Below are 22,630 nucleotides of genomic sequence, written 5' to 3'. Positions count from 1 at the left end.
CCATTGGGGGGCGTGGCACGATCAGTAGGAGATCGTCGCCGAGGTGGAGGTGGTCTGCACATCGTAGTTGCACTGCACGTCCAGGCCGGAACTGTCGCTGTACGAAACCCATGCCGGCGACTGCACGCGTCCTAGTTTGTAGTCGTATACGCCGATCGCGTTGAAGGTGATGCGGCCGTCGGGCGGATACTGGTCGCAACTGTCCACCGAATACACCTCCAGCGCGCCACCGATCACCAGGTGCGTATTCGAATTGATGTCGTAGGTGGTGCTGAGCCGTACGCTCTTGCCGGTGGTGACGTTGCGTGTATCGACGTTCCAGTTCGCGCAGGGCCTGCCGTTGTTGCAGGTGGCGTAGGTGTCGCCCACGATCTGGTCGCCGGCTTTGGCCGGAATGAAATCGCTGGACCACACCATGCCATTCTGGCAGCAGTTCCAACTGCTCAGATCCCAGGTGTTGCTGTCGCCGCGGTAGCCCAGCACCGGTTGCAGGATCGTCGGATCGTCGCTCTGCATGCCCGGGAAGAAGTACACCGTCTGGTGCGCCACGTCGGTCGGATTCTGCGGTACTTTCCAGCTCGCGACGATGCGGCCCATCTTGGCGCCCGTCACGTCGATGGCCGACTGGACCCAATCGTGCGCAATCGGTGGCGGCACCGCGCTGCGTGCTCTGGACGCTGTCAGCGCGGCGCTGCTGCGGACCTGCTGGCCATCAATGCCGCGACCGTCGGGCCGCACCCGTGCGCCGCTGGGAGTGAAGTTGTCCTGGGTACAGGCCTGCGCCTGTTCGCGCACGCCATCGACGTGTTGCAGGCTGCCATCCTCGAGGATGCGCTCGCCGCTGTGGACTTGCCGGACGCACGCCGGCGCGAAATAGCCGAACGGGGTCGCGACGTAGTCGTCCGGGATGCCGGCCGGCTTGTGCGCTGCACTCATGGCGCCGACCCGGGCGAGCCGGGCATCCGGCGCGCCATCCTGGGGCGCCGCCGACGCGGCGCCGGCCATGCCGAGCAGGGAGAGCAGCATCAATGCGGTGCTGGAACAACGACGCAGTGTCGATCGTGCGCTGCGGACAGAGGGTTTCATTGGGATCGCCTTGTGATGATGAGGCAGGAAGGAGTGCCGTGGGACCTGCTCGGCTCGCTGCCGCATCCGCCGTCGCTGAGCGGTCGGGTCGGTATCGAGGCGATGGTGTCCCGCAATGCGAAGCCGGGTGCCGCGGTCGTGGGTGTGGTCGATAGCGCCGTCCTTTGCCGTGCCGGGTTGCGGCGACGATGTGCCTTGCCGCAGCGGGGCGATTGTGAGAATTCGTCGCCTGGCGCCGCGAATGCGGCATGGTGGCGAGCGACGGCGAACGGCTTCACGGTCGCAATCGGGCCGCTGTTCCTCTTTCTCGGCGCACTGGGTAGACAATCGATGCGCCGTCGCCAGAGATCTCCGCCGTGGAGGGCGGAAATGCCGGCGCAGGCCCCCGCCGACCGGGCGCAGGTGCGCAGGCGCCGTCGCGTGAACGACGCCGGCCGCACCTGCGGGCGGGGATGAGCGAAAATCGCCGGGTCGCGCCGGTACGGTGCGTTGCCATTGCGGTCCAGGAGACCTTGCCCATGTGTCATGACCTTTCTTTCCCGCGCGTTGCCGCCGCATGCGTTGCGCTGCCGAGCGTGCGGCGATGAACAATCCCTGGGGCAAGAGCCCGCGCGGCCCGCGTCCGCCGGCGCCGCCCGAACGCGCCGCGCCCGCGCCGCGCGCCGCCGACGCCAACCGCGGCGAGCTGCGCCTGTACGGACTCAACGCGGTGCGCGCGGTGTACGCGCGCCGGCCCGAGGCGATCCGCAAGCTGTATCTGGCCGAGGCGCGGATTCCGGCGCTGCAGCCGCTGCTCAAGTGGTGTGCGGCCAACCGCGTCGGCTACCGGGTGGTGGACGAGGCCGATCTGAACAAGCTCGCGGCCAGCGCGCACCACGAGGGCGTGGTCGCCGACGTGCTGCGCGCCGAACCGCTGCCGCTGGCGGCGTGGCTGCAGGGACTGGCGCCGGGCCCGGCGCTGGCGTTGTGGCTGGACGGCGTCGGCAACCCACACAACTTCGGCGCGATCCTGCGCTCGGCCGCGCATTTCGGCGCCGCCGCGATCCTGTTGCCGGATACCGCGACACTGGCCCTGTCCGGCGCCGCCGCGCGCGTGGCCGAAGGCGGCGCCGAGGCGCTGCCGCTGGTGCGGCTGCCGCCGACGGAACAGGCGCTGGCGCAATTGCGTGCGGCCGGCTTCGCGCTGGCGGCGACGCTGGTGGACGGCGGCGACGACGTGTTCGCCGCCGCGTTGCCGCCGCGCCTGGTCTACGTGATGGGGGCCGAGAGCGAGGGCATGGACCGCGACTTCGCGCAGGCCTGCGAACTGCGCCTGTCGATCCCCGGCAGCGGCGCGGTGGAAAGCCTCAATGTCGCCGCGGCCACCGCGGTGCTGCTCGGCGCCTGGCGCAGCCGCGTCGCGGCGTCGGGAGCGGCGCGGTGAAGCCAGTGCTGCCTGCGCTGTTGTGCTTATTGCTGGGCGTCGCGCCGCTGGCGAACGCGCGTGCGGCGCCCGCTGCCGTGCCTGCTACGCAGGTGACGCTGGCCGCGGGCAGCGTGCGCGGGCAGGTCCAGGCCGACGGCAGCGTGCTGTTCCGCGCGATCCCGTTCGCCGCGCCGCCGACCGGCGCGAACCGCTGGCGTCCGCCGCAGCCGCCGGCGCGTTGGCGCGGCGTGCGCGACGCCAGCCAGCCGGCGCCGACCTGCGCGCAGCCGGCGATCGGCTGGAACGCTGCGCTGGCGCAGCGCTCCAGCGAAGACTGCCTGTACGTGGAAGTGCAGACGCCGCGCCTGGATCCGGCGGCGAAACAGCCGGTGATGGTGTGGATCCACGGTGGCGCCAATGTCGCCGGCGGCGCCGACGTGTTGCCGTCGTCGCTGGCGCAGCAGGGCGTGGTGCTGGTCACCGTGCAATACCGGCTGGGCGTGTTCGGCTTCCTGTCGCTGCCCGAGCTGAGCGCCGAATCCGCGCGCCATGCCTCCGGCAACTACGCCTTGCTCGACCAGATCGCGGCGCTGCGCTGGGTCCGCGACAACATCGCCCGCTTCGGCGGCGACCCGGCGCAGGTGACCATCTTCGGCCAATCGGCCGGCGCACAGGACGTGGGCCTGCTGCAGCTGTCGCCGCTGTCGAAAGGGCTGTTCCGCGCGGCGATCGAACAGAGCGGCACTGCTGGCTTCGGCTTGCCGCCGCGCAGCCTGGGCGAGAACGAGGCGCTCGGCGCGGCGATCGCGCAGCGTGCCGGGATCGGCGCGACGCAGCGCCTGCCGGCATTGCGGCGGCTGCCGGTCGCGCAGCTGTTGAAGGCGGCGCAGGGCGTCGACGTGCCGGCACTGGACGACGATGGCTACATCTGGCTGCAGGCGATCGTCGATGGCCAGGTGCTGCCGCGCGCACCGGCGGCGCTGCTGGCCGCCGGCGAGCAGCAACGGGTGCCGCTGCTGCTCGGCAGCGTGGCGCAGGAGCTGACCTACGGTGGTGCCGGCGGTGCCGAAGCACGCCTGCGTCGCGACTATCCGGACCAGGCCGCGCAGGTGCTGGCGCCGTATCGCGATGCGACGGCCGCGCCCGACCCGCGCTATGGCGATGCGGCGATGCAGCTGGCCACCGATCTGACCTTCCGCTGTCCGGCGCTGGCGGTGGCGCGGGCGCAGGCACGGCAGGGCGGGCCGGTATGGCATTACGAGTTCGATCTGGCCGCGCCCGCCGGCAAGGTGACCCACAGCGCCGAACTGCCGTTCGTGTTCAAGGGCCTGCCGATCGGCCAGCCGCCGCTGAACCTGCAGCGCTACTGGGCGGCGTTCGCGCGCAGCGGCGATCCCAATGGCGCCGGCATGCCGCGCTGGCCGGCGTTCGCGCCGACCCAGGCATCGCTGCGTTTCGACCAGGACGGCGCGCAGGCGGTGACCGGTTTGCGCAGCGAGGTGTGTGCGCTGCTCGATCTGCCGTAGGCGAGGTTGCCGCTGCTGCTGCTCGCAGCGGTGTGCCGTCGTGGCGGTCCGCCGCAGCCCTGCCTTGCGGGTTGCCGTGCCGTGGCCCGATCGCGATGCGTGCCGATCGGGTGCAGGCGGATCGCGGCACAACTGGAGCCGATGGCGCCGTGAGCATTTTCGACTCGGATACTCGCAGTCGACCAAATCCTGTGGGAGCGACTTCAGTCGCGACGGGCGTTACCAGGAGAGCTCATCGTGACCGATGGCAGAAGCCACCTGCCGTCGCGCCTACGACTTCCGTCGCCTTCAACCACAGCAAAGAAAAGCGCTAGCCCGCCGCCTGCGGCAATGCCGGATCCGCCGGCGGCGCGGTCGAGCCGCGGGTCACCAGCGTGTACTTCATCACTTGGTGGATGCCGCGGCTGGGCAGGCCGTCGCGGCGCTGGCGGATCTCGCCGAGCAGCAGCGCCACCGCCGCACGGCCCATCGCGGTGACCGGCTGGTGGATGGTGGTCAGCTCGGGCCAGATCGTGGTCGCCACCGGGGTGTCGTCGAAGCCGGCGATCGACAGGTCCTCGGGCACGCGCAGGCGCAGGCCGTAGGCGATGGCGACCGCGGCGGCGGCCATGTCGTCGTTGCTGCACAGCAGCGCGGTCGGGCGCGGCGCGGCGTGCAGCAGCGCGGTCGCGGCGACCAGCCCGGAGCGGTAGGTGAACAGGCCTTCGGCCACGCGCGTGGCGGCGACCGGCAGCCCGGCCGCGGCCATGGTGTCGAAGAACGCGCGGCTGCGCAGCGCGCTCGGGGTGTGCTTGGGATCGCCGCTGATGAAGCCGATGTCGCGATGGCCGAGGTCGATCAGGTGCCGGGTGATCGCGCAGGCCGCGTGGTAGTCGTCGATGCGCACCGAGCTGACGCCCTGCATCGGCGTGCCGGTGGCCACGGCGACGACCGGGATGCCGCGCGCGTCCAGTTCCTCGATGGTCTGCCGCGAATCGCACAGCGGCGGCGGCAGGATCACCCCGTCCACGCCGGCGTCGAGCAGGCGCTCGGTGGCGGCGCGCTGGCTGCCCATGTCGTCGCTCTTTTCCACCAGCACCTGGCTGCCGTCCAGGCTGCTCTGCTCGAGGATGCCGAGCATGAACTGGTTGAGATAGGCCGCGCTGGGATTGCTGTACAGCACCCCGATCCGCGCCAGGCTGGCGGTGCGCAACGAGCGCCCGGCCAGGTTGGGACGGTAGCCGAGCGTCTTGATCGAGGCTTCGACGCGCTCGCGCATCGCCGCGCCCACCCGTGGGTGGCGGTTGATCACGCGTGAGGCGGTCATCGGCGAGACGCCCGCGTGCCGCGCCACATCCAGCAGCGTCACCGCCGAGCCTGCACGACCTTGCCGTTTGCCCATCGTGGGTCCTGACGATGCTGCGAAAGGGGGGAAAGCCTGCGCGCATCCCCGCGGCAGGCGTGCCAGCTTACTCCTTGGGCGGTTCCACTGTCTTGGCCTGGCTGCCGAAGCCGCCGTCTGCTTCCGCGGCCAGGTAGGCGAACACCGCATAGGCGGCGACGTTCTGCGCCAGCGCCTTGGGGTCGATCTTGTCCAGGGTGTCGTCGGCGGTGTGGTGCAGGTCGAAGTAATCGCTGCCGTCCTGCGCCAGCCATGCCCAGGCGCCGCCCTTGGCCGCGAGCGGGCCGACGTCGGGGCCGGGGCCGCCCTTGTCCGCTGCGTATTCGATGCCCAGCGGCGCCAGCGCCTCGGCGATCTGCCGGGTCGCCTCGCGCGAGGCGGCGGCATTGCCGGAGCCGGTGTTGAACGCATAGATGCGGCCGGCGCCGAAATCGCTCTCGGCGGCGATCTGGTGCAGCGCCACGTCCTTGGCGTGCGCCTGCGCGTAGGCCTTGCCGCCGTAGAGACCCTGCTCCTCGTTGGCGAAGGCGACCACGCGAATCGTGCGCTTGGGCGCGCGCTTGAGCTGGCCGATCAGGTGGCCGGCGGCCATGCTGATGCCGACGCCGGCCCCATCGTCGATCGCGCCGGTGCCCAGGTCCCACGAATCCAGGTGGCCGCCGATCACCACCACTTCCCTGGGCTTGCTGCGCCCGGTGATCTCGCCGATCACGTTGTACGAGGTGGCCTGGCCGTCCCAGCCGCAGTCCAGCGCCAGGCGCAGGCGCACCGGGCCGCGCGCGACCAGCCGCGCCAGCTGGTTGGCGTCGGGCACCGCCAGCGCCGCCGCCGGCACCGGCGTCAGGCCTTGGTCGAACCGGGTGATGCCGGTATGCGGCACGCGGTGCGAATCGGTGCCGGCCGAGCGCATCACGAAGCCGATCGCGCCCTTGCGGATCGCCTCCGACGGCCCCTTGCTGCGCACCGCGCCGCCGTTGCCGTAGTCCTTGCCGTCGCGTGCCTTGACCATCTGGTAATCGACGAACGCGATCTTGCCGCGCAGCGAACCGGCGGGTGCGGCCTGCAGCGCGGCGAGGTCGGCGAAGCGCACCACCTCGGCCTCGACCGTGCCGGCCGGGCTGCCGCCCAGCGCGGTGACGCTCAGCGGCTGCGCATTGGCGCCGAGCACTTGCGCGTGCTCGCTGCGCCGCTCCCATTTCGGGAACGTCACCGGCTCGGTCCAGACCTTGTCGAAGCCCAGCGCCTTGAACTTGGCCTTGGCCCACGCGACCGCGCGCGCGTCGGCCTCGCTGCCGGCCATGCGCGGGCCGACTTCGGTGGTCAGCGATTCGACCACCTTCCAGCCGGTGTCGTCGGCCAGCGCCTGCTCGCGCAGCGTGGCGGCGGTGGACAGCGCCGCATCCGGGATGCGGGTGGTCTCGGCCGCGGCGGCGGACGCGATGGCGAGCATGACGGCGGTGACGACGGCAAGACGGCGCATGGGGGACTCCGCGAACAGGGAAGCCCCGAGCTTAGCAGCGCGTGGCGCGCCTGCGCACTGCACTTACTGCGGTGCGGCGTCGTTCTTCAACGCATCGCGGATCTCGCGCAGCAGCAGCACTTCCTCGCTCGGCGCCTTGGGCGCGGGCGGTTCCTTGCGCGCGATGCGATTGATCGCCTTGACCACCATGAAGATGGCGAAGGCCACGATCACGAACTGGATGATGGTGTTGAGGAAATCGCCGATGCCGATCACCACCGGCGGCACTTCCTTGCCGGCCGCGTCCACCGTCGCCGCCTTCAGCGTCCATGCCCAGCGCGAAAAATCCACGCCGCCGGCGAGCATGCCGATCGGCGGCATGATGATCTTCTCCACCAGCGCGGTGACGATCTTGCCGAACGCGGCGCCGAGCACCACGCCGACCGCCAGGTCCAGCACGTTGCCGCGCATGGCGAATTCCTTGAACTCGCGGATCATGCCCATGGAAGCTTCCTCGAACGTTGCGCGGGCCTGTCGCCGCCGTGCAAGCCTAGCGCAGTCGTTGTCGTTCCAGGATCAAGCTGCGCGTCGACCACCTGCGCGCGATGCGCCGCGCACTCAGGCGACGATCACGCCATGGCGCTCGGCCACGTTCTCCAGCCGCGCGCTGAAGCGATCGCCCGGCTGCAGCGCGGCCACGCCGGCCGGCGTGCCCATGAACACCAGGTCGCCGGCGCGCAGCGCGAACAGCTTGGACAGTTCGTGCAGGACCTCCGGCACGTTCCAGATCATCTGGTCGAGCAGCGATTGCTGGCGCACCTGGCCATTGACCTCCAGCGACAGGTTCAAGGCCTCCAGCGCGCCGACTTCGCCGGCCGGGATCAGCTCGCTGATCGGCGCGGAATGGTCGAAGCCCTTGGCGATGTCCCACGGCAGGCCCTTGGCCTTGGCCGCGGCCTGCAGATCGCGCCGGGTCAGGTCCAGGCCGACGCCGTAGGCGAGCACCAGGGCGGACGCATCCTCGACGCCGAGCACGCCGGCCGGCGCATCCTGGCCGAGCGCCACCACCAGCTCCACTTCGTGGTGCAGGTCCTGGGTCGCGGACGGGTAGGGGATGGAGTCGCTGCCGATCACCAACGCATCGGCCGGCTTCATGAAGAACGTCGGTTGGCCGCGGTCGGCCTTCGAGGCCGGAGCGCTGGCGCCCATCTCGCGCGCATGGTCGGCGAAATTGCGGCCCACGCAGTAGATGCGATGCACCGGAAACAGCCCCAACCCACGCACAGGCACGCGCGGCGCTTCGGCAGCAGCAAACAGGTCTTTCATCGGGCACGCATCCAGAGAAGAACGGGATGCAGCAGTTTAGCGCGTCAGGTTCGACCCGACTCCGGCAGGCGAGAGGGCATCGCTTTCACGAATCCCCAATCCCGATTCCCCAATCCCAGCCTTACAGCGGCAACGCCGGCTTGCGCAACACGCGGTACTCGCCATCGACCACATGCTGGCGTGCCGAGGCCGGACGCTTGTTGCCGCGTTGGCTCAGCAGCTTCATCGCGACGCCGCCGAGGATCATCGCCGCGCCGACGAACACGCTGACGAACACCAGCCCGGCGAGGATCGCCAGGCCCAGCAAGCCGACGGCCAGTTTCACCAGCGGATGGCGCGGCTTGCGCGGCGCGAAGACATGCCGGAACTGATCGAAATTGAAGGCGCGTACACGCATGGCAGAAGTCTGTGTCAGTTGGAACCGAGGGCGCAGTATCGACGCTGTCTTATGTGACGGAGTGAAAAGTTCGTTAAGCGAAAAATTAACACTTGCCCGTTCAATGTCTTGCATGTCGTCGCCAGGTGAAGCGCGACGCGGGTGCCAACCGAGGACATGCAAGAATGGCGGCCCTTTCCGCGCTGCCGCCGTCTTCCATGACCGAGTCATCTTCCGCCGTGCTGGCGCAACTGGAGCAGATCGAGCCCGGCAACCTGGTCGAAGCCGAGGCCGCGATCGGCGGCGAGATCGAATCGCTGCTGCTGTACCGCGACGGCGACGGCGTGCGCGCCTGGTTGAACGTGTGCCCGCATGCCGGGCGCCGGCTCGACTGGGCGCCGGGACAGTTCCTGAAGAGCCGCGAAGGACACGTGGTCTGCGCGGCGCACGGCGCTGCGTTCGAATTGCAGCACGGCAGTTGCGTGTCCGGGCCGTGCCGCGGCCAGAGCCTGCTCGCGGTGCCGGTGACGGTGCGCGAGGGCCAGGTGTTCCTGGCGTGACTGGCGCCTAGAACGCGCCCCACCAGGCCATCGACATCAGGTTGACCATCAGCACCACCACCGCGGTATAGATCAGCGACAGCGGCGCGCCGACGCGCCACAGTTCGCGCGGCTGATAGTTGGCCGGGCCGGTGATCATCGAGATCACCGGGTTGGACGCGGTCATCAGGTTGTTGGACGCCGACAGCGCCACGATCAACGCGAACGCGGTGGGATTGCCGCCGGCGGCCAGCGCCAGGTTGACCGCGATCGGCACCATCACGATGGTCGCACCGACGTGGCTGATCACCAGCGAGAACGCGGTGGTCAGCAGCGCCAGCGCGATCTCCAGCGCCCACACCGGCACGCCCTCGGGCAGCCGCGCGATGGTGTGGCCGGCGACCCAGGCCGCCGCGCCGCTGCTGTCCATCGCCCAGCCCAGCGGGATCAGCCCGGCCATCATGAAGATGGTCTTCCAGTTGATCGAGGCGTAGGCCTCGTCCATGCGCAGCACGCCGGTCAGCAGCATGCCGGCCACGCCGGTCATCAGGGTCAGCGCCACCGGCAGCTTGCTGGTCAGCGCGATCAGGATGGTCAGCGCGAAGATCGTCATCGCGATCTTGAACTTGTGCGGGCGGTGCTCGCCCTTCGGATAGTCGGTGACCACGACGAAGTCGCGGCTCTCCGAGGCCTGCGCCAGGTCCTGCCAGATGCTGTGGAACACCAGCATGTCGCCGGCGCGCAGATGCACCTTGCGCACGTCCTCGCGGATCACCTGCTTGTCGCGGTTGATCGCCAGCAGGCTGATCCCGGCCTGCTTGCGCAGGCGCAGCTCTGCCGCGCTCTTGCCGATGAAGCGCGAGGTCGGCGGGATCACCGCCTCGGAGATGCCGGCGCGGCTGGGATTGAATAGGTCGCCCAGGTTGCGCAGCCGCGAGGACAGGCGCAGGAACTGGTTCTGCGCGAAATCGGCCACCTGCTGGCGCGCGCCCATCACCCCGAGCACGCTGCCGACCCAGATGCGCATGTCCGCCGGCGGCGCCAGGCGGGTGTCGTTGCCGGTCTTCAGGGCCAGCAGCAGCGGCGCGTCGTGCACGGTCTCGGCCTCGCCCAGGGTCATGCCGACCAGCGGACTGTCGGCGCTGACGATCAGTTCGAACACGTCGCCTTCGATGCCGTAGGTGCGCGCGAAGTAGCTCTCGGTGCGCGCCGGGGTGACCCCGTTGTTGATCAGCTGTTCTTCTTCCATCAGCGTGCGGTCGCCGCGCACGCGGAAGTAGATCAGCGAGGCCAGCAGCAGCGCCACGCCGATCGGCAGCGGCGCGAACATCCGCAGCGGCTCGATCGTGGCCATGCCCGAGGGCAGGTTGTTGTTGGCCGACTGCAACAGGTCGTTGAGCAGGATCAGCGGCGAGTTGCCGACCATGGTCAGCGCGCCGCCCATCACGATCGCCGCGGCGATCGGCAGCAGCAGGCGCTGCAGGGTCAGCCCGGTGCGCGCGGCCAGGCGCGAGGCCACCGGCAGGTACAGCGCCATCACCGAGGGGTTCTGCATGAACGAGGAATTGAGCCCGGCGATGCCGGTGGTCAGCAGCATCAGCCGCTCTTCCACGCCGTGCGCGCGGCGCAGCAGCCACGACGCCAGCCGGTTCAGCGCGCCGGTGCGCTCCAGCCCGGCGCCGAGGATGGTGGTGGCGATGATGCTCATCACCGCGTTGCCGGAGAAGCCGCTGAACAGCTCTTCCGGCGCGATCAGCCCGGTCACCCCGAGCACCACCAGCACCACCAGCGCAACCACGTCGGCGCGGATGCGCTCGAACACGAACATCGCCATCGTGAAGCCGACCAGCCCGAGCACGAGCTTCATATCGGTGGTCAGCGTCAGCGCGGTGTCCATTGGGGGCCGGGATTGGGGATTGGGGATTCGGGATTAGCTAACGGCGGGAATCGGGGCTGGCCGCGGCAGTGGCGTGCCGTGGATGCATCCCGTCCGGATGGTGGCGGATTCGCTCTTCATCCCTAATCCCGAATCTCCAATCCCGGCTTGTCGTAAAGCAAATCCCACACGCCATGGCCCAGCTTCTGGCCGCGGGTCTCGAAATGGGTCTGCGGGCGCCAGTCCGGGCGCGGCACGTGGCCGCGCGGGCCGGCGCGGTTGACCAGGCCTGCGGTGGCATCGAGCACGTCCCACATCTGCTCGGCGTAGTCGGCCCAGTCGGTGGCCGCGTGCAGGCGGCCGCCGGCGCGCAGCTTGCGCACCAGCAGCGCGGCGAACGCCGGCTGCAGCAGGCGGCGCTTGTTGTGGCGCTTCTTGTGCCACGGGTCGGGGAAATAGATGCGCACTTCGTCGAGCGCGCCGTCGGCGATCTCGTGCTCCAGCACTTCCACCGCGTCGTGGTGGTACAGGCGCACGTGCTCGCTGCCGTCGGCGGCCAGCGCGTTCAACACGCGGCCCACGCCGGGCGCGTGCACTTCGATGCCGATGTAGTCGCGGGCCGGGTCGTGGCGTGCGGCGAAGCGCAGCGCTTCGCCGTTGCCGAAGCCGATCTCCAGCACCTTGCGCGCGGTGCGGCCGAAGGTGGCGTCGAGATCGCGCGGCTGGCCGCTGTAGTCCAGGCCGAAACGCGGCCACAGCTCGTCGAACGCGCGCTGCTGGGCGGGCGTGAAGCGGCCCTGGCGCAGCACGAAACTGCGTACCTGGCGGCGGCCTTCCTCGATGGTGAAGGGCTTGGGCGGGGTCTTGGCGCCGGCGCTGGAGAACGGATCGGTCATGCGCGCGGCCTCAGCCGATCAGCCCGTCGACCGGCGACGACGCGCTGGCGTAGCGCTTGCGCGGAATGCGCCCGGCCAGGAACGCCTCGCGCCCAGCCTCGACCGCCTTGCGCATCGCGCTGGCCATCAGCACCGGGTTGCGCGCGCCGGCGATGGCGGTGTTCATCAGCACGCCGTCGCAGCCCAGCTCCATCGCGATCGCCGCGTCCGAGGCGGTGCCGACGCCGGCGTCGACGATGATCGGCACCTTGGCGTTGTCGATGATCTCCAGCAGGTTGTAGCGGTTCTGGATGCCCAGCCCGGAGCCGATCGGCGCGGCCAGCGGCATCACCGCCACGCAGCCGATCTCTTCCAGGCGCTTGGCCAGGATCGGGTCGTCGCTGGTATAGACCATCACCTCGAACCCGTCGGCGACCAGGATCTCGGCGGCCTTCAGGGTCTGTACCACGTCCGGGAACAGGGTGCGCTGGTCGCCCAGCACTTCCAGCTTGGTCAGGTTGTGGCCGTCGAGCAGCTCGCGCGCCAGGCGGCAGGTGCGCACCGCGTCCTCGGCGCTGTAGCAGCCGGCGGTGTTGGGCAGGATGGTGTAGCGCTCCGGCGGCAGCACGTCGAGCAGGTTGGGCTCGCCCGGGTTCTGGCCGATGTTGGAGCGGCGGATCGCCACGGTGACGATTTCGGCGCCGGCGGCCTCGGTGGCCTGCCGGGTCTGTTCCAGGTCGGCGAACTTGCCGGTGCCGGTGAGCAGGCGGGAACGGTAGGGCTTGCCGGCGATCACCAGCGCGTCGTGGGGGGCGTGAGCGTTCATCGCCGGATTATCGCCCATCGCACCCGGCGCTGCCGAGTCGGACGCCGCGCGGAATTCAGCCGCCGCCCAGCGCGTGCACGATCTCGACCCGGTCGCCGTCGCGCAGCAAGTGCTCGGCATGCGCGCCGCGCGGCACGATCGCGCCGTTGACTTCGACCGCGACGCGGCGCTGCGCCAGCCCTTCCTCGAGCAGCAGGGCGGCGACGGTGGTGTGGGGTTGCAGGGAGCGGACCTGGCCGTTCAATTCGATGTTCATGTCATCATTGTGCAATGCGTGCCGCCGAGTGCGCGATTTATTGCGGCAGTGCAACGTGAGCGTGAGGGGCAGAGGTGAAATCATGCCTGCCATGCGGCTGCGTATGTTCTGGCCGTGCCCCGAGTCACCTTCATTATCGCCCGGGAGGGCATCCATGACTTCGTCCATCCGTCCACTCCGCTCGCTGCTGGCCGCCGCGATCGTGCTCGCCGCCGCGCCCGCGTTCGCACAGCAAACCTATAGCCGCACCGTGTTCTTCGGCGACAGCCTGACCGATGCCGGCTACTACCGGCCGCTGCTGCCGGCCTCGGCGCAGGCGGTGACCGGCCAGTTCACGACCAATCCGGACTGGGTCTGGGCGCAGTACATCGCCGACTACTACCACGTCGACGGCCACGCCAACGGCAACGGCCAGATCGGCGACAACTACGCCGCCGGCAACGCCCGCGTCGGCGTGGCCAACCCCAGCGCGCTGGGCGTGGCGCCGTCGCTGGCGACGCAGGCCAGCAACTACCTGGCCGCCAACGGCGGCAAGGCCGACCCGAATGCGCTGTACAGCGTGTGGGGCGGTGCCAACGACCTGCTCGCGGTGGCCGGCGGCGCACCGGCGCAGACCACCATCGGCAACGCGGTGGCGGCCGAGGTCGGCATCGTCGCCAGCCTGCAGAACGCCGGCGCGCGCTACGTCATGGTCACCACCATCCCCGATGTCGGCCTCACCCCGCGCTTCCGCGCCGGCGGCGCCACGGCGATGGCGCAGGGCACCGCGCTGGCCAGCAGCTACAACAGCGCGCTGTTCGCCGGGCTCAAGAGCGCCGGCCTGCAGGTGATCCCGGTGGATACCTTCCACCTGCTGCAGGAAGTGATCGCCAGCCCGTCCACCTACGGTTTCAGCAACTACACCGGCACCGCCTGCCAGCCGCAGATCACCTCGCAGTCGCTGACCTGCAACCCGACCAGCTACGTCAGCGCCGACGCCGCCGACAGCTACGTGTTCGCCGACGGCATCCATCCCACCGGCCGCACCCACGAGATCCTGGCGCAGTACGCGCTGTCGATCCTGGAAGGCCCGCGCCTGCAGCAGGTGCTGAGCCACTCGGCCGAAGTCACCGGCCGCTCGCGCGCCGACCAGGTCGCCTGGCACGTCGACGGCCGCCCGGACGCGGACGGCATGCGCTGGTGGGGCAACCTGCGCGGCGACATGCAGCGCTATGCGCACGGCGATCTGTACGACGGCCTGGCCCCGGCCGGCCTGTTCGGCGTGGACTGGTCGCGCGGCGAGTGGGTGTTCGGCGGCTTCGGCGGCTTCGGTCGCGTGGATGCCGACTTCGGCAACCGCGGCGGCGACTACACCCAGGACGACAGCACCCTGGGCGGCTTCGCCGGCTGGTATGGCGAGCACGCCTGGGTCAACGCCCAGGTCAGCTACAGCTGGCTGAGCTACGACGTCAAGCGCAAGGTCAACCTCGGCCCGGCCACCATCGAGCACAACGGCTCGCCGGACGGCAGCAACCTGACCGCGGCGCTGCAGGGCGGCTACGAGTTCGGCGAGGGCACGTTCAAGCACGGCCCGGTGGCCGCGGCGATCTGGCAGAAGGTCAAGCTCGACGGCTACACCGAGAGCAACCCGAACTCCAGCGCGCTGGGCTACTACGACCAGGACGTCGAGTCGCTGGTCGGCCGCGTCGGCTGGAAGGCCGGCCTGGATCTGGGCGCGGTGAAGCCGTACCTGCAGGCGACCTACGACCACGAGTTCAAGAAGGGCGAGCAGGCCACCGCGTGGCTGCAGACCATGCCCGACCTGGGCGCCTATGCGGTGCCGGGCCTGACCATCGACCGCAACTACGCCTCGGTGGTGCTGGGCGCGCGGACCAAGGTGTGGGGCCTGGAGAGCAATTTGGGCATCGCCGCCACCACCGGCCAGAGCCGCGCGCACGACACCTCGCTGTTCGTGAACTTCGGCGGCAGCTTCTAAGCGCGGCGCCGTCGTTGTCCCTCGTGCCCGGCCATGCGCCGGGCACGAGGGAGCGTCGGCAACGGGCGCCGCCGGAACGGCTCCCTGTGGGAGGAGCTTCAGCCCCGACGCCCTAGCGATAGGGCGTCGGGGCTGAAGCCCCTCCCGTAAAAAATCCCATCTGCAAGTACCGGCATCGCGTGGGCGCCGGCGCGCCATCGCCGCCGCTTGGTCGCACCGATTTCTTGCGCAACCGCCGGCCCACCGCATAGACTGCACCGGCGACGCGGGCGTAGCTCAATGGTAGAGCTGTAGCTTCCCAAGCTACTGACGAGGGTTCGATTCCCTTCGCCCGCTCCAGATGATCGCCAGCGCCCGTAAGTGACTTGGTCAGTCTTCGTCCGGTGCAGCTCTGCGCTCCAAGCGAATTTCACGGCTGAGAGTTGGAGTGATCGCGCTAAGCCGTATTCAGATCCTGACGCTCAGCGCTGTCAACGTTTCGGTCGTCATGGTGCCCGTGGCGGATAATCCATGATCCCGCTGAAAGGCGCGTATGGCTGTCTGGGTCTGCGGATTCATCACGCCATCAATAGCGCCAGGATCATAGCTGCGCGCAAAAAGTGCTGCCTGTACTCGCATGATGAGCAGCTTGAGCTCGCTTTCGCTCCGGCGTGGCACTTGGGTTTGCGTGGACGACAGTGGCCGCACCGAGGTCGAGGGCGGATGGTAGGGCTCGGCTGTATTGCCCGACGGTGCAGTTAGTGTCTCCGTTGATTGAAGCGACTGCGTTGTGGGCGCGTCGTAAGTTGACGGTGCCGTGTAAGTGGGTGAGGGCGAGTAAGACCGATAGGAGCTTCCTGACCCCGAGGAATGGGAACTATGGGAGCTGTGAGAGCTATGCGAACTGTGCGAGCGGTGTCCCGCGTAGAGGTTGTGGCGCCCCTCGTTCAAGGGCGAACTCAATACCGTTGCATACTTCCCGTCCATCTCCACCAAATCATGAAGCCCAGCCGGCGTCTGCGGCGGCTCGGTGCTGAAGGCGCCAAGCGTTGAGCTCGCGAGGATCAGTGCGTTAGACATGCAGTCTCCTTTTTGATGGGGCTGACGGCGCGACTGGTCCATTGGGGTGTCACCCAAGAGAAAAAGCCGCCACATTGGGTCTTGGCCGCACAGCCGGAGCAGGCATCCAGGTAGTCGTTCTTCCAATTCGAGATGCTTTGCCTGGCGTAAGGCCAGAGCGCTTGCGGGATGGTGCAAAGGGGCAAGTTGTAAAGCGATACCGCTACTCCTGCGCGACGAAAGGCGCCGGTCGAGGCTGTGAGCTGTTCGGCATAGTCGGCCGGGTCCGCCCACAATGACTCGTAATGCGCTTTTGCGAATCCGACCGGCTCGATGCCCATCAAGGCAACATGTTCGGCAAACGGTAGGTTGCGCAAGATGAAGCGCGTAATTTCCTGGAGGCGTTCGAACGCAGGGCGCACCAGGACGACCCGAATCTCAATCCGTTGCTGCGCGGCTTCGAGCGCATAAAGCCCCCGGATCGTCTGTGCGAACGCGCCCTCGCTTTGGACAACATAGTCGTGCAGAGCGTAGTGGTCGCCATATAGCGGGATGCCCCAGCTGAGCTTGGGTGTCAGACCTTTGAACAAGTTGGCAAGCGCCTGGTCACTGAGCAAGCGGCCATTGGACAGCACATGAAGCTGGGTATCGGGTAAGACCTCTGCGCATTTGGCGATCACGCGGCGAAGGCCGTCGCCAAGCAGTGTCGGCTCGCCGCCACTGATCGCTAGTGATGGTTCAGATCGATCGATGAGCTCCGCCAGCTCGCACAATTGCTCGATCCGCCAGTCATCTTGGATTTGCCGTGGCGGCTGCGAGCACATCAGGCAGAAGCTATTGCAGCGTTCGGTCGCAAAGAGCACGTTGCCCTTGTCGCCACGGCGATACCGAATCGCGATCTTCTGCCGGATGTGGTCAAGCACGATGACGTCGCCTGCGCGCACGATGCTGGGATCTCCGCTCAGACCGATGGAGGGACGGCCCGGTACTAAAACCTGGGATTCTCCGCTCAAGAAGGCAGCCCACGGCAAATCCACAAGATCAGCGGAAAGCGCGCTGGCAGGCACTGCCCGGAGGTCCAAGGCCATTCGCTCGAAAGGGTGAGTGCCGGCTGCAATTTCTGCCAAGCCTGCGATCTTGAGCAAGCTGGTCTGGGGGTGGCCCGAGATCGCCGCCTTACTTTCAAGCGGCAACATTGAGCGTGCCCTCGACTTGTTCGGCAGCAGGCGATCTCAAGGCCCAACTTTCGAGAATTTCGCGTTCTTGGGTGCTCGCCGCATCATAGCGCTGCAGCAGCAGATCGAAGAGACCCATCTGGCGCCGGCAGAAGTCGCTCGTAGGGCGATGTCCGACGACATCGCCTTGCCGCGCAAAGTGGTCTATGGGGTCTGCGCCGCAGAGCGGGACATAGGCGCAATCGCTGCATGTCGGCAGCGCCTCGGCTACCGCAGCCCGCATTAGGTGATTCATCGCTGGTGACGCCAGCCATTGTTCGACTGGTTGATCGACCCGTCCAAGTGCGAAGCGCGCGTCACCCATCGCCGCCAGCATGCGTGCTTCGTCCGACGGATAGACCTGGCCGTCGTAGTCATAGATGACCGCACCGAATCCGGCGCCGGTGGGTGAGCGCAAATCCACATAGCCATGGGCAAACGGTCCCAGCAACTGCGACAGCAGCAAGCTGGCGTAAGTCTCTTCCATTCGGAAGCCGCTTCGGTTGACTTCGATGAGGTGATTCAAGGCCCTTGCATAAAAATCCAGGAAAGCGTCTGTCGTATAGCCGTTGCGATCGTGTGTCTTGGCGGCAAAGCCGTAAGGGCTCAGCGGGCGCAACGAAATCGAATGGAAACCGAGCTTCCGGTACTCGTCGATGATGGCGTCAGGGACTTCCAGGCTTCGCTTAGTCAAGGTCGTGAGCGCCGATACCGCATCGCCGCCAAGGGCCTTGCGGCCGCGCTCGATGCCTTCAAGGGTTCTGCGATAGCTGTCGCGCTCCGGGCGCGGCCGGTTGGCGTTGTGCAGCCACTCGGGGCCGTCCAGAGAGGTGGAGAGTTTGAATCGATGCTCCTTGAAGAAGCTGAGCTGGCTGTCGGTCAGGTCGTGGAGCGTGGAAGCCACAACAAATCGCAGAGACCGTTTCTCCGTGACATTGCGTGCCAGGATCCGCTCCGTGATGGCTCTGATCTGGTCGAAGTGAAGCAGTGGCTCGCCGCCTTGGAACTCGATGGTGAGTTCAGGCGTCGGCCACTCAAAGAGACGATCCACGGCCAAGGCTGACGCATCGGTGGTCATGTCGAAGTCGGTCGCGGAAGATTGCTGTCGAGAGACCTGGCAGTAACTGCAGGTATGGTGACAGCGAAGCGATACGACGAAGATGTGGAGTGCGGGACCGTCCAGCAGATAAGACTTGCGCGTGCGGTATTGGCTCATCAGCGGCGCGAGCGAACTCCTGCTCTGGTCGAGGGTCAGCAAGTGGCGCGCTTGCAGGTCGGCAAGCAACGGGTCGTCGGCAGCAAGGTCGTGTCCAACAAAGCGCTCGAAAGCCGAGCGCTGCATCATCAGCCAGTCGCCTGCCAACGATGAGACGAAAACCCGATCCTGATCCCAGGGCAGCCGTCGGAAGCGAAGAGGCAGGAGATGATAGGTTTCGGCCTTGCCTATGAATGCTTGGGGAGGTCGGAACTTCATGCGGTCGGTGCCGCTCTACGAGGCGATGCTTCTCGGAGCGCGGCCTGGATGAGTTCCCGATGGATGTCGGCAGTCTCGACGCGCACTGATTCGCGAAGTCGTTCGTCGAGCGCATCGTTGAGGAAGCGAGATTTCAGGTCGGCAGGTATCTGCACGCCGTCATGCGGTGTCAGCACGACGCCGATTTCGATGTCGCTGCTCAGCAACTCGATGCCGAAAAAATGCGTGTAGCGATGTGCAGCCCGCGCAACGACTTCGTCGCTGAACACGCGCCGTTCAAGCATGATCTTGAAGCAGTGCATCGCTCTGCGTCCCCTCGCAGCCCCCTGCGATAGTGAGACTTTGCGCCAAAGTTGGATGGCTTGCATCCCTTAAATTAGAAAAAATTCTACGTTTGTAGACGAATTTCTATTCTTGTAGTCTGCAGCAGGGCCAGGGGCCTATGTGCGGGTTGTCGTCGCTCAGGACTGCGTGGCGATCGCGAACTCGTCGAGCTGGCGCTGCGACATGCTGCTGTTGTTGAGGATCACCACCGTTTCGTGCGTGTCCAGGCGGTGCGCGAGCAGCGAGCGATAGCCGGCGGTGTTGCCGGTTTCCCAGGCGTAGGTGCGGCGCTGGCCGCGCAGCGTCAGTGTCTTCACGCGGCCGCCGAGCGCATATTCTTCCGGCATTTCCACCGTGTTGAGCTGGCGCAGCGACGCTGGCGACAGAAAACCCTTGTCGTAGACGCGGTGCGCGGCCTGCATCAGGTCCTGTGCATTGCTGAAATACCCGCCGGCCGCGGCGATGAAGCCTGGCCGGTCGTAGGTGCGGCGCTCGGGCGGCGACAGCGTCCGATAGGAGGGAACCGTGGTCGGCGCGGTGGCGATCGCCGGGCCGGTGCCGGTATGGCGCAGCTCCAGGGGGTCCAGCACCAGGCTGCGGATCGCGTCCACGAAGGGCATGCCGGCGACCGCTTCGACGATCGCGTAGACGACGATCCAGTTGGCGAAGATGTAGTCGAACTTCGCGCCCGGTTCGAACGCGAGGTCGGCGCTGGCGAACCGGCGCACGGCCTCGGCGGCCGGCAGCTCGAGCGTCATCAGCGATGGGTCGGCCTTGGTGGCGGGGCCGTACTGCTCGGTCAGGCCGCTGCTGTTGGACAGCAGGCGCCACAGGTTGATGCGCGCGCCGGTGTCGGCACGATAGTCCGGCAGCCAGGCGGTGATCGGCCGGTCGAGGTCGAGCTTGCGCTGTTCGACCAGGCGCAGGATCGCCAGGGTGGTGAACCATTTGGAGATCGAGGCGATCCCGTAGACGTCGTCGATCTTCGCCGGCCGCTGCGCTTCCACGTCCACGATGCCGAAGGGCTGCGCGTAGGCGACCTTGCCATCGCGGGCGAGCAGGACGACGCCCTGGAAGGCGTTCGCCTTCGCCCACGCGTCGATGATGGCTGGCGCGCTCTTCGCGGCCGCCGATGCGGGGCGAGGTAGTGCGGTCAGCAGCAGCGCCGCGCCGGAAGCGGCCAGGAACGATCGCCGCGACATCGGCGCAGTGATGGGGGCATCGATCATGGCATCGTCTCCGGATGATCCGCGCCGGCGAAGCGCGATGCGCCGGACGCGACCGTTGCTGGCGTCCATGGCGCCAATCGCGCGGATGCGCGCGGCACTGTCAGCCAGGCGATAGCGCCAGACATGCGGGCAGTGCGGGCACGCACTTCCATTCGGTTCCCCTCGTATGGTCTCGGTCCAGCACAGGAGGCTGGCGATGCGCCGATGGCCAAGAGCATAACCGGACCATCGTGTCATTGACCTGCGCGCCCGCCGCGGCACGGCCTGTCAAACCCGCTTCATCTGCGGCACCTACGCTGGCCGGTCAGTGAGCGCATGCTCGTCGCCGGTTTCTGCCCATGGTCGAACACAGTCGTCGCCGTTTCCTCGCCAGTGCTTCCCTGGCCCTCGGCGCCGGGGCGGTCATGCCGCTGTTGCCCGGGGCCATCCGCAGCGCGCTGGCAGTGCCGCCGGCGCGGGTCACCGGCACCGTGCAGGACGTGCAGCACGTAGTGATCCTGATGCAGGAGAACCGCTCGTTCGACCACTACTTCGGTTGCCTGCGCGGCGTGCGCGGCTTCGGCGATCCTAGACCGCTGCAGCTACCCAGTGGGCGTCCGGTCTGGTTCCAGCCCGAGGCCGGCGCCGGCGATCGTTACGTGCTGCCGTTCCGCCTCAACGGCCAGACCAGCAGCGCGCAGTGGATGCAGGGCCTCAACCACGACTGGAAGGGCTCGCACGAGACCTGGAAGCACCACGACGCCTGGATCGCGCAGAAGACGGCGATGACCATGGGCCACTTCCAGCGCGAGGACGTGCCGTTCTACTACGCGCTGGCCGACGCCTTCACCATCTGCGACGGCTACCACGCCTCGCTGTTCGGCCCGACCAATCCCAACCGCATGTACATGTTCACCGGCACCAGCGGCCTGAGCGTCGGCAACGACGGCGAGCAGGCGGTGAACAACCGCGACGACGGCAACTGGACCGCCGACATGGCGCGCGACAATCCGGCGTTTCCTGGCTACACGTGGACCACCTATTCCGAACGCCTGCAGCAGGCCGGAGTGAGTTGGCAGGTCTACCAGGAATTCGACAACTACGGCGACAACAGCCATCCGTACTTCGCCAATTTCCGCAATCTCGACCGCAGTTCCCCGTTGTACCGGCGCGGCCGCGCGATCGTGCCGGGGTCCACCGCCGACAACGCCAAGGCCTCGCGCGGCGAGCACCTGATCGCGGCGTTCGAACGCGACGTGCGCGGCGGCACCTTGCCGCAGGTGTCGTGGATCGTGGCGCCGTATCTGCTCAGCGAGCACCCCGAGGCCACCCCGGCCTATGGCGAATCGCTCAGCGCGCGCCTGCTGGAGGTGCTGGCGGCATCGCCGGAGGTCTGGTCCAAAACGGTGTTCCTGATCAACTACGACGAGAACGACGGCTTCTTCGACCACGTGCCGCCGGCGCTGCCGGCGACCGATCCGGGCATGGGCGCCAGCAATGTCGATGTGCGCGGCGAGGATTACCACGGCGTCCCGCTCGGCCTCGGTCCGCGCGTGCCGATGCTGGTGGTGTCGCCATGGAGCCGCGGCGGCTGGGTCGATTCGCAGGTGTTCGACCACACCTCGGTGATCCGGTTCCTGGAGCGCCGCTTCGGCGTCGCCGAACCCAACATCGGTCCGTGGCGCCGCGCGATCGCCGGCGACCTGACTTCGGCGCTGGATTTCGCCGGGCACGACGACGCCCGCGTCGCCTTGCCGGACACCCGCGACTTCATCGCCCGGGTCGACGCGACCGTGGCCTTGCCGGCGCCGCAGCGACCCGCGCAGCAGGCCTTGCCGGCGCAAGAGCCGGGCCAGCGCCCGGCGCGCGCGCTGCCTTACGATTTCGATGTGCGCTTGCAGGCGGGAGCGCAGCAGTCGACGTTGCGCATGCTCAACCGCAGTACCGTCGGCGTCGCGCTGAACGCCTATGCCGACGGCGGCAGCGCCGGCCCGTGGTTCTACACGATCGCGGCGGGCAGCGAATTGCACGATGCGCGCGACTGGCGCGGCGCGGCGACCGATCCCGGCTACGCGTTGCGCGTGCATGGCCCCAATGGGTTCCTGCGCGAGTTTCACGGCGACGGCGTGACCGATGCGGGGCTGCAGGCCGATGCCGACTACGACGCGGCCAGCCAATGCCTGCTGCTGGAACTGCGCAATGCCGGTGCGCAGCCATGTCGGCTGCGGATCCGCGATGGCTACCGCGGTGGGGCGGAGCAGGCGTTCGAACTGGGGGGCGGCGCGCGCCAGACGCTGCGCTTTCCGTTGGCGGCGCAGCACCATTGGTACGATCTGGAGATCGCGAGCACGTCCATGCCGCAGTGGCGGCGGCGCCTGGCCGGGCACATCGAGACCGGCCGTCCGAGCATGAGCGATCCGGCGATCGGCCGCGCTGTCGCCGGGTAGCTGTCGGCCTATTCAATAG

General features: G+C 68.0%; 20 protein-coding genes and 1 tRNA gene. 6 read left to right on the top strand and 15 right to left on the bottom strand.

Annotated elements, in window-relative coordinates; translation table 11 throughout:
* Nucleotides 1–21 precede the first annotated feature (21 nt).
* Nucleotides 22–1,005, bottom strand: coding sequence for a hypothetical protein (locus H9658_RS03770; RefSeq protein WP_406848098.1), 984 nt, complete (start codon nt 1,003–1,005; stop codon nt 22–24).
* A gap of 664 nt (nt 1,006–1,669) precedes the next feature.
* Here H9658_RS03770 and H9658_RS03765 point away from each other — a divergent pair.
* Nucleotides 1,670–2,509, top strand: coding sequence for a TrmH family RNA methyltransferase (locus tag H9658_RS03765; protein WP_225209722.1), 840 nt, complete (start codon nt 1,670–1,672; stop codon nt 2,507–2,509).
* Nucleotides 2,510–2,514: 5 nt separating this feature from the next.
* On the top strand, nt 2,515–4,017 hold the full coding sequence (locus H9658_RS03760; RefSeq protein ID WP_406848097.1) for a carboxylesterase/lipase family protein: 1,503 nt from the start codon (nt 2,515–2,517) through the stop codon (nt 4,015–4,017).
* Between the two features lie 310 nt (nt 4,018–4,327).
* Here the strand turns inward: H9658_RS03760 and H9658_RS03755 are convergent, their stop codons facing one another.
* The 5 genes from H9658_RS03755 to H9658_RS03735 all read right to left on the bottom strand — a co-directional run bounded on the left by H9658_RS03755 (nt 4,328) and on the right by H9658_RS03735 (nt 8,580).
* The gene (locus tag H9658_RS03755) at nt 4,328–5,398 is read right to left on the bottom strand and encodes a LacI family DNA-binding transcriptional regulator (protein WP_191824399.1); all 1,071 of its coding nucleotides are present in this window, start codon (nt 5,396–5,398) and stop codon (nt 4,328–4,330) included.
* Between the two features lie 67 nt (nt 5,399–5,465).
* Nucleotides 5,466–6,878 carry a M28 family peptidase gene (locus H9658_RS03750; protein WP_191824398.1) on the bottom strand — a complete coding sequence of 471 codons (1,413 nt, stop codon included), beginning with the start codon at nt 6,876–6,878 and terminating at the stop codon, nt 5,466–5,468.
* Between the two features lie 63 nt (nt 6,879–6,941).
* Nucleotides 6,942–7,361, bottom strand: a complete 420-nt coding sequence (gene mscL / locus H9658_RS03745; RefSeq protein ID WP_179566703.1) for a large-conductance mechanosensitive channel protein MscL — start codon at nt 7,359–7,361, stop codon at nt 6,942–6,944.
* 114 nt (nt 7,362–7,475) lie between these two features.
* Nucleotides 7,476–8,183, bottom strand: coding sequence for a fumarylacetoacetate hydrolase family protein (locus tag H9658_RS03740; protein ID WP_191824397.1), 708 nt, complete (start codon nt 8,181–8,183; stop codon nt 7,476–7,478).
* A 121-nt stretch (nt 8,184–8,304) separates the two neighbouring features.
* Entirely contained in the window at nt 8,305–8,580 is a 276-nt protein-coding gene (locus tag H9658_RS03735) for a hypothetical protein (RefSeq protein ID WP_191824396.1), read from the bottom strand.
* Between the two features lie 197 nt (nt 8,581–8,777).
* On the opposite strand from H9658_RS03735, the gene H9658_RS03730 reads away from it, so the two are divergent.
* The gene (locus H9658_RS03730) at nt 8,778–9,119 is read left to right on the top strand and encodes a Rieske (2Fe-2S) protein (protein ID WP_179566697.1); all 342 of its coding nucleotides are present in this window, start codon (nt 8,778–8,780) and stop codon (nt 9,117–9,119) included.
* A 7-nt stretch (nt 9,120–9,126) separates the two neighbouring features.
* Here the strand turns inward: H9658_RS03730 and H9658_RS03725 are convergent, their stop codons facing one another.
* The 4 genes from H9658_RS03725 to thiS form a co-directional block, all read right to left on the bottom strand.
* Complete coding sequence (locus H9658_RS03725; protein WP_179566695.1) at nt 9,127–10,995, bottom strand: SLC13 family permease; 1,869 nt, start codon at nt 10,993–10,995, stop codon at nt 9,127–9,129.
* 122 nt (nt 10,996–11,117) lie between these two features.
* Nucleotides 11,118–11,870, bottom strand: coding sequence for a tRNA (guanosine(46)-N7)-methyltransferase TrmB (trmB, locus tag H9658_RS03720; protein ID WP_179566693.1), 753 nt, complete (start codon nt 11,868–11,870; stop codon nt 11,118–11,120).
* Between the two features lie 10 nt (nt 11,871–11,880).
* A complete protein-coding gene (locus H9658_RS03715; RefSeq protein WP_206229404.1) occupies nt 11,881–12,675 on the bottom strand; it encodes a thiazole synthase in 795 nt (264 codons plus the stop codon).
* A gap of 55 nt (nt 12,676–12,730) precedes the next feature.
* Nucleotides 12,731–12,931 carry a sulfur carrier protein ThiS gene (thiS, locus tag H9658_RS03710; RefSeq protein ID WP_179567975.1) on the bottom strand — a complete coding sequence of 67 codons (201 nt, stop codon included), beginning with the start codon at nt 12,929–12,931 and terminating at the stop codon, nt 12,731–12,733.
* A 154-nt stretch (nt 12,932–13,085) separates the two neighbouring features.
* Here thiS and H9658_RS03705 point away from each other — a divergent pair, with 154 nt between their 5' ends.
* Both H9658_RS03705 and H9658_RS03700 read left to right on the top strand, forming a co-directional pair.
* A complete protein-coding gene (locus H9658_RS03705) occupies nt 13,086–14,906 on the top strand; it encodes an autotransporter outer membrane beta-barrel domain-containing protein (protein WP_191824395.1) in 1,821 nt (606 codons plus the stop codon).
* A gap of 265 nt (nt 14,907–15,171) precedes the next feature.
* Nucleotides 15,172–15,245, top strand: a tRNA-Gly gene (locus H9658_RS03700).
* A gap of 108 nt (nt 15,246–15,353) precedes the next feature.
* On the opposite strand, the gene hxsA is transcribed toward H9658_RS03700, so the two are convergent.
* The 5 genes from hxsA to H9658_RS03675 all read right to left on the bottom strand — a co-directional run bounded on the left by hxsA (nt 15,354) and on the right by H9658_RS03675 (nt 20,446).
* Nucleotides 15,354–15,965 carry a His-Xaa-Ser repeat protein HxsA gene (gene hxsA, locus H9658_RS23275; RefSeq protein ID WP_191824394.1) on the bottom strand — a complete coding sequence of 204 codons (612 nt, stop codon included), beginning with the start codon at nt 15,963–15,965 and terminating at the stop codon, nt 15,354–15,356.
* A complete protein-coding gene (gene hxsC, locus H9658_RS03690) occupies nt 15,950–17,089 on the bottom strand; it encodes a His-Xaa-Ser system radical SAM maturase HxsC (protein ID WP_225209721.1) in 1,140 nt (379 codons plus the stop codon). Before hxsC ends, hxsA begins: the two co-directional genes overlap by 16 nt.
* A gap of 37 nt (nt 17,090–17,126) precedes the next feature.
* The gene (gene hxsB / locus H9658_RS03685; RefSeq protein WP_191824392.1) at nt 17,127–18,632 is read right to left on the bottom strand and encodes a His-Xaa-Ser system radical SAM maturase HxsB; all 1,506 of its coding nucleotides are present in this window, start codon (nt 18,630–18,632) and stop codon (nt 17,127–17,129) included.
* The gene (locus tag H9658_RS03680; protein WP_191824391.1) at nt 18,629–18,934 is read right to left on the bottom strand and encodes a hypothetical protein; all 306 of its coding nucleotides are present in this window, start codon (nt 18,932–18,934) and stop codon (nt 18,629–18,631) included. The genes hxsB and H9658_RS03680 overlap by 4 nt, the downstream gene beginning before the upstream one ends.
* A 159-nt stretch (nt 18,935–19,093) precedes the next feature.
* Nucleotides 19,094–20,446: a serine hydrolase domain-containing protein gene (locus H9658_RS03675; RefSeq protein WP_318241169.1), complete on the bottom strand. Its 1,353-nt coding sequence runs from the start codon at nt 20,444–20,446 to the stop codon at nt 19,094–19,096.
* Between the two features lie 77 nt (nt 20,447–20,523).
* On the opposite strand from H9658_RS03675, the gene H9658_RS03670 reads away from it, so the two are divergent.
* The gene (locus H9658_RS03670) at nt 20,524–22,611 is read left to right on the top strand and encodes a phosphocholine-specific phospholipase C (protein WP_191824390.1); all 2,088 of its coding nucleotides are present in this window, start codon (nt 20,524–20,526) and stop codon (nt 22,609–22,611) included.
* The last annotated feature ends 19 nt before the right edge of the window (nt 22,612–22,630 follow it).

This window comes from Xanthomonas bonasiae (genome assembly GCF_014836395.1).
Taxonomy (GTDB): Bacteria; Pseudomonadota; Gammaproteobacteria; order Xanthomonadales; family Xanthomonadaceae; genus Xanthomonas_A; species Xanthomonas_A bonasiae.
Note: the sequence above shows the minus strand (reverse complement) of the source record. Positions and strands in the feature narration are given on the sequence as shown.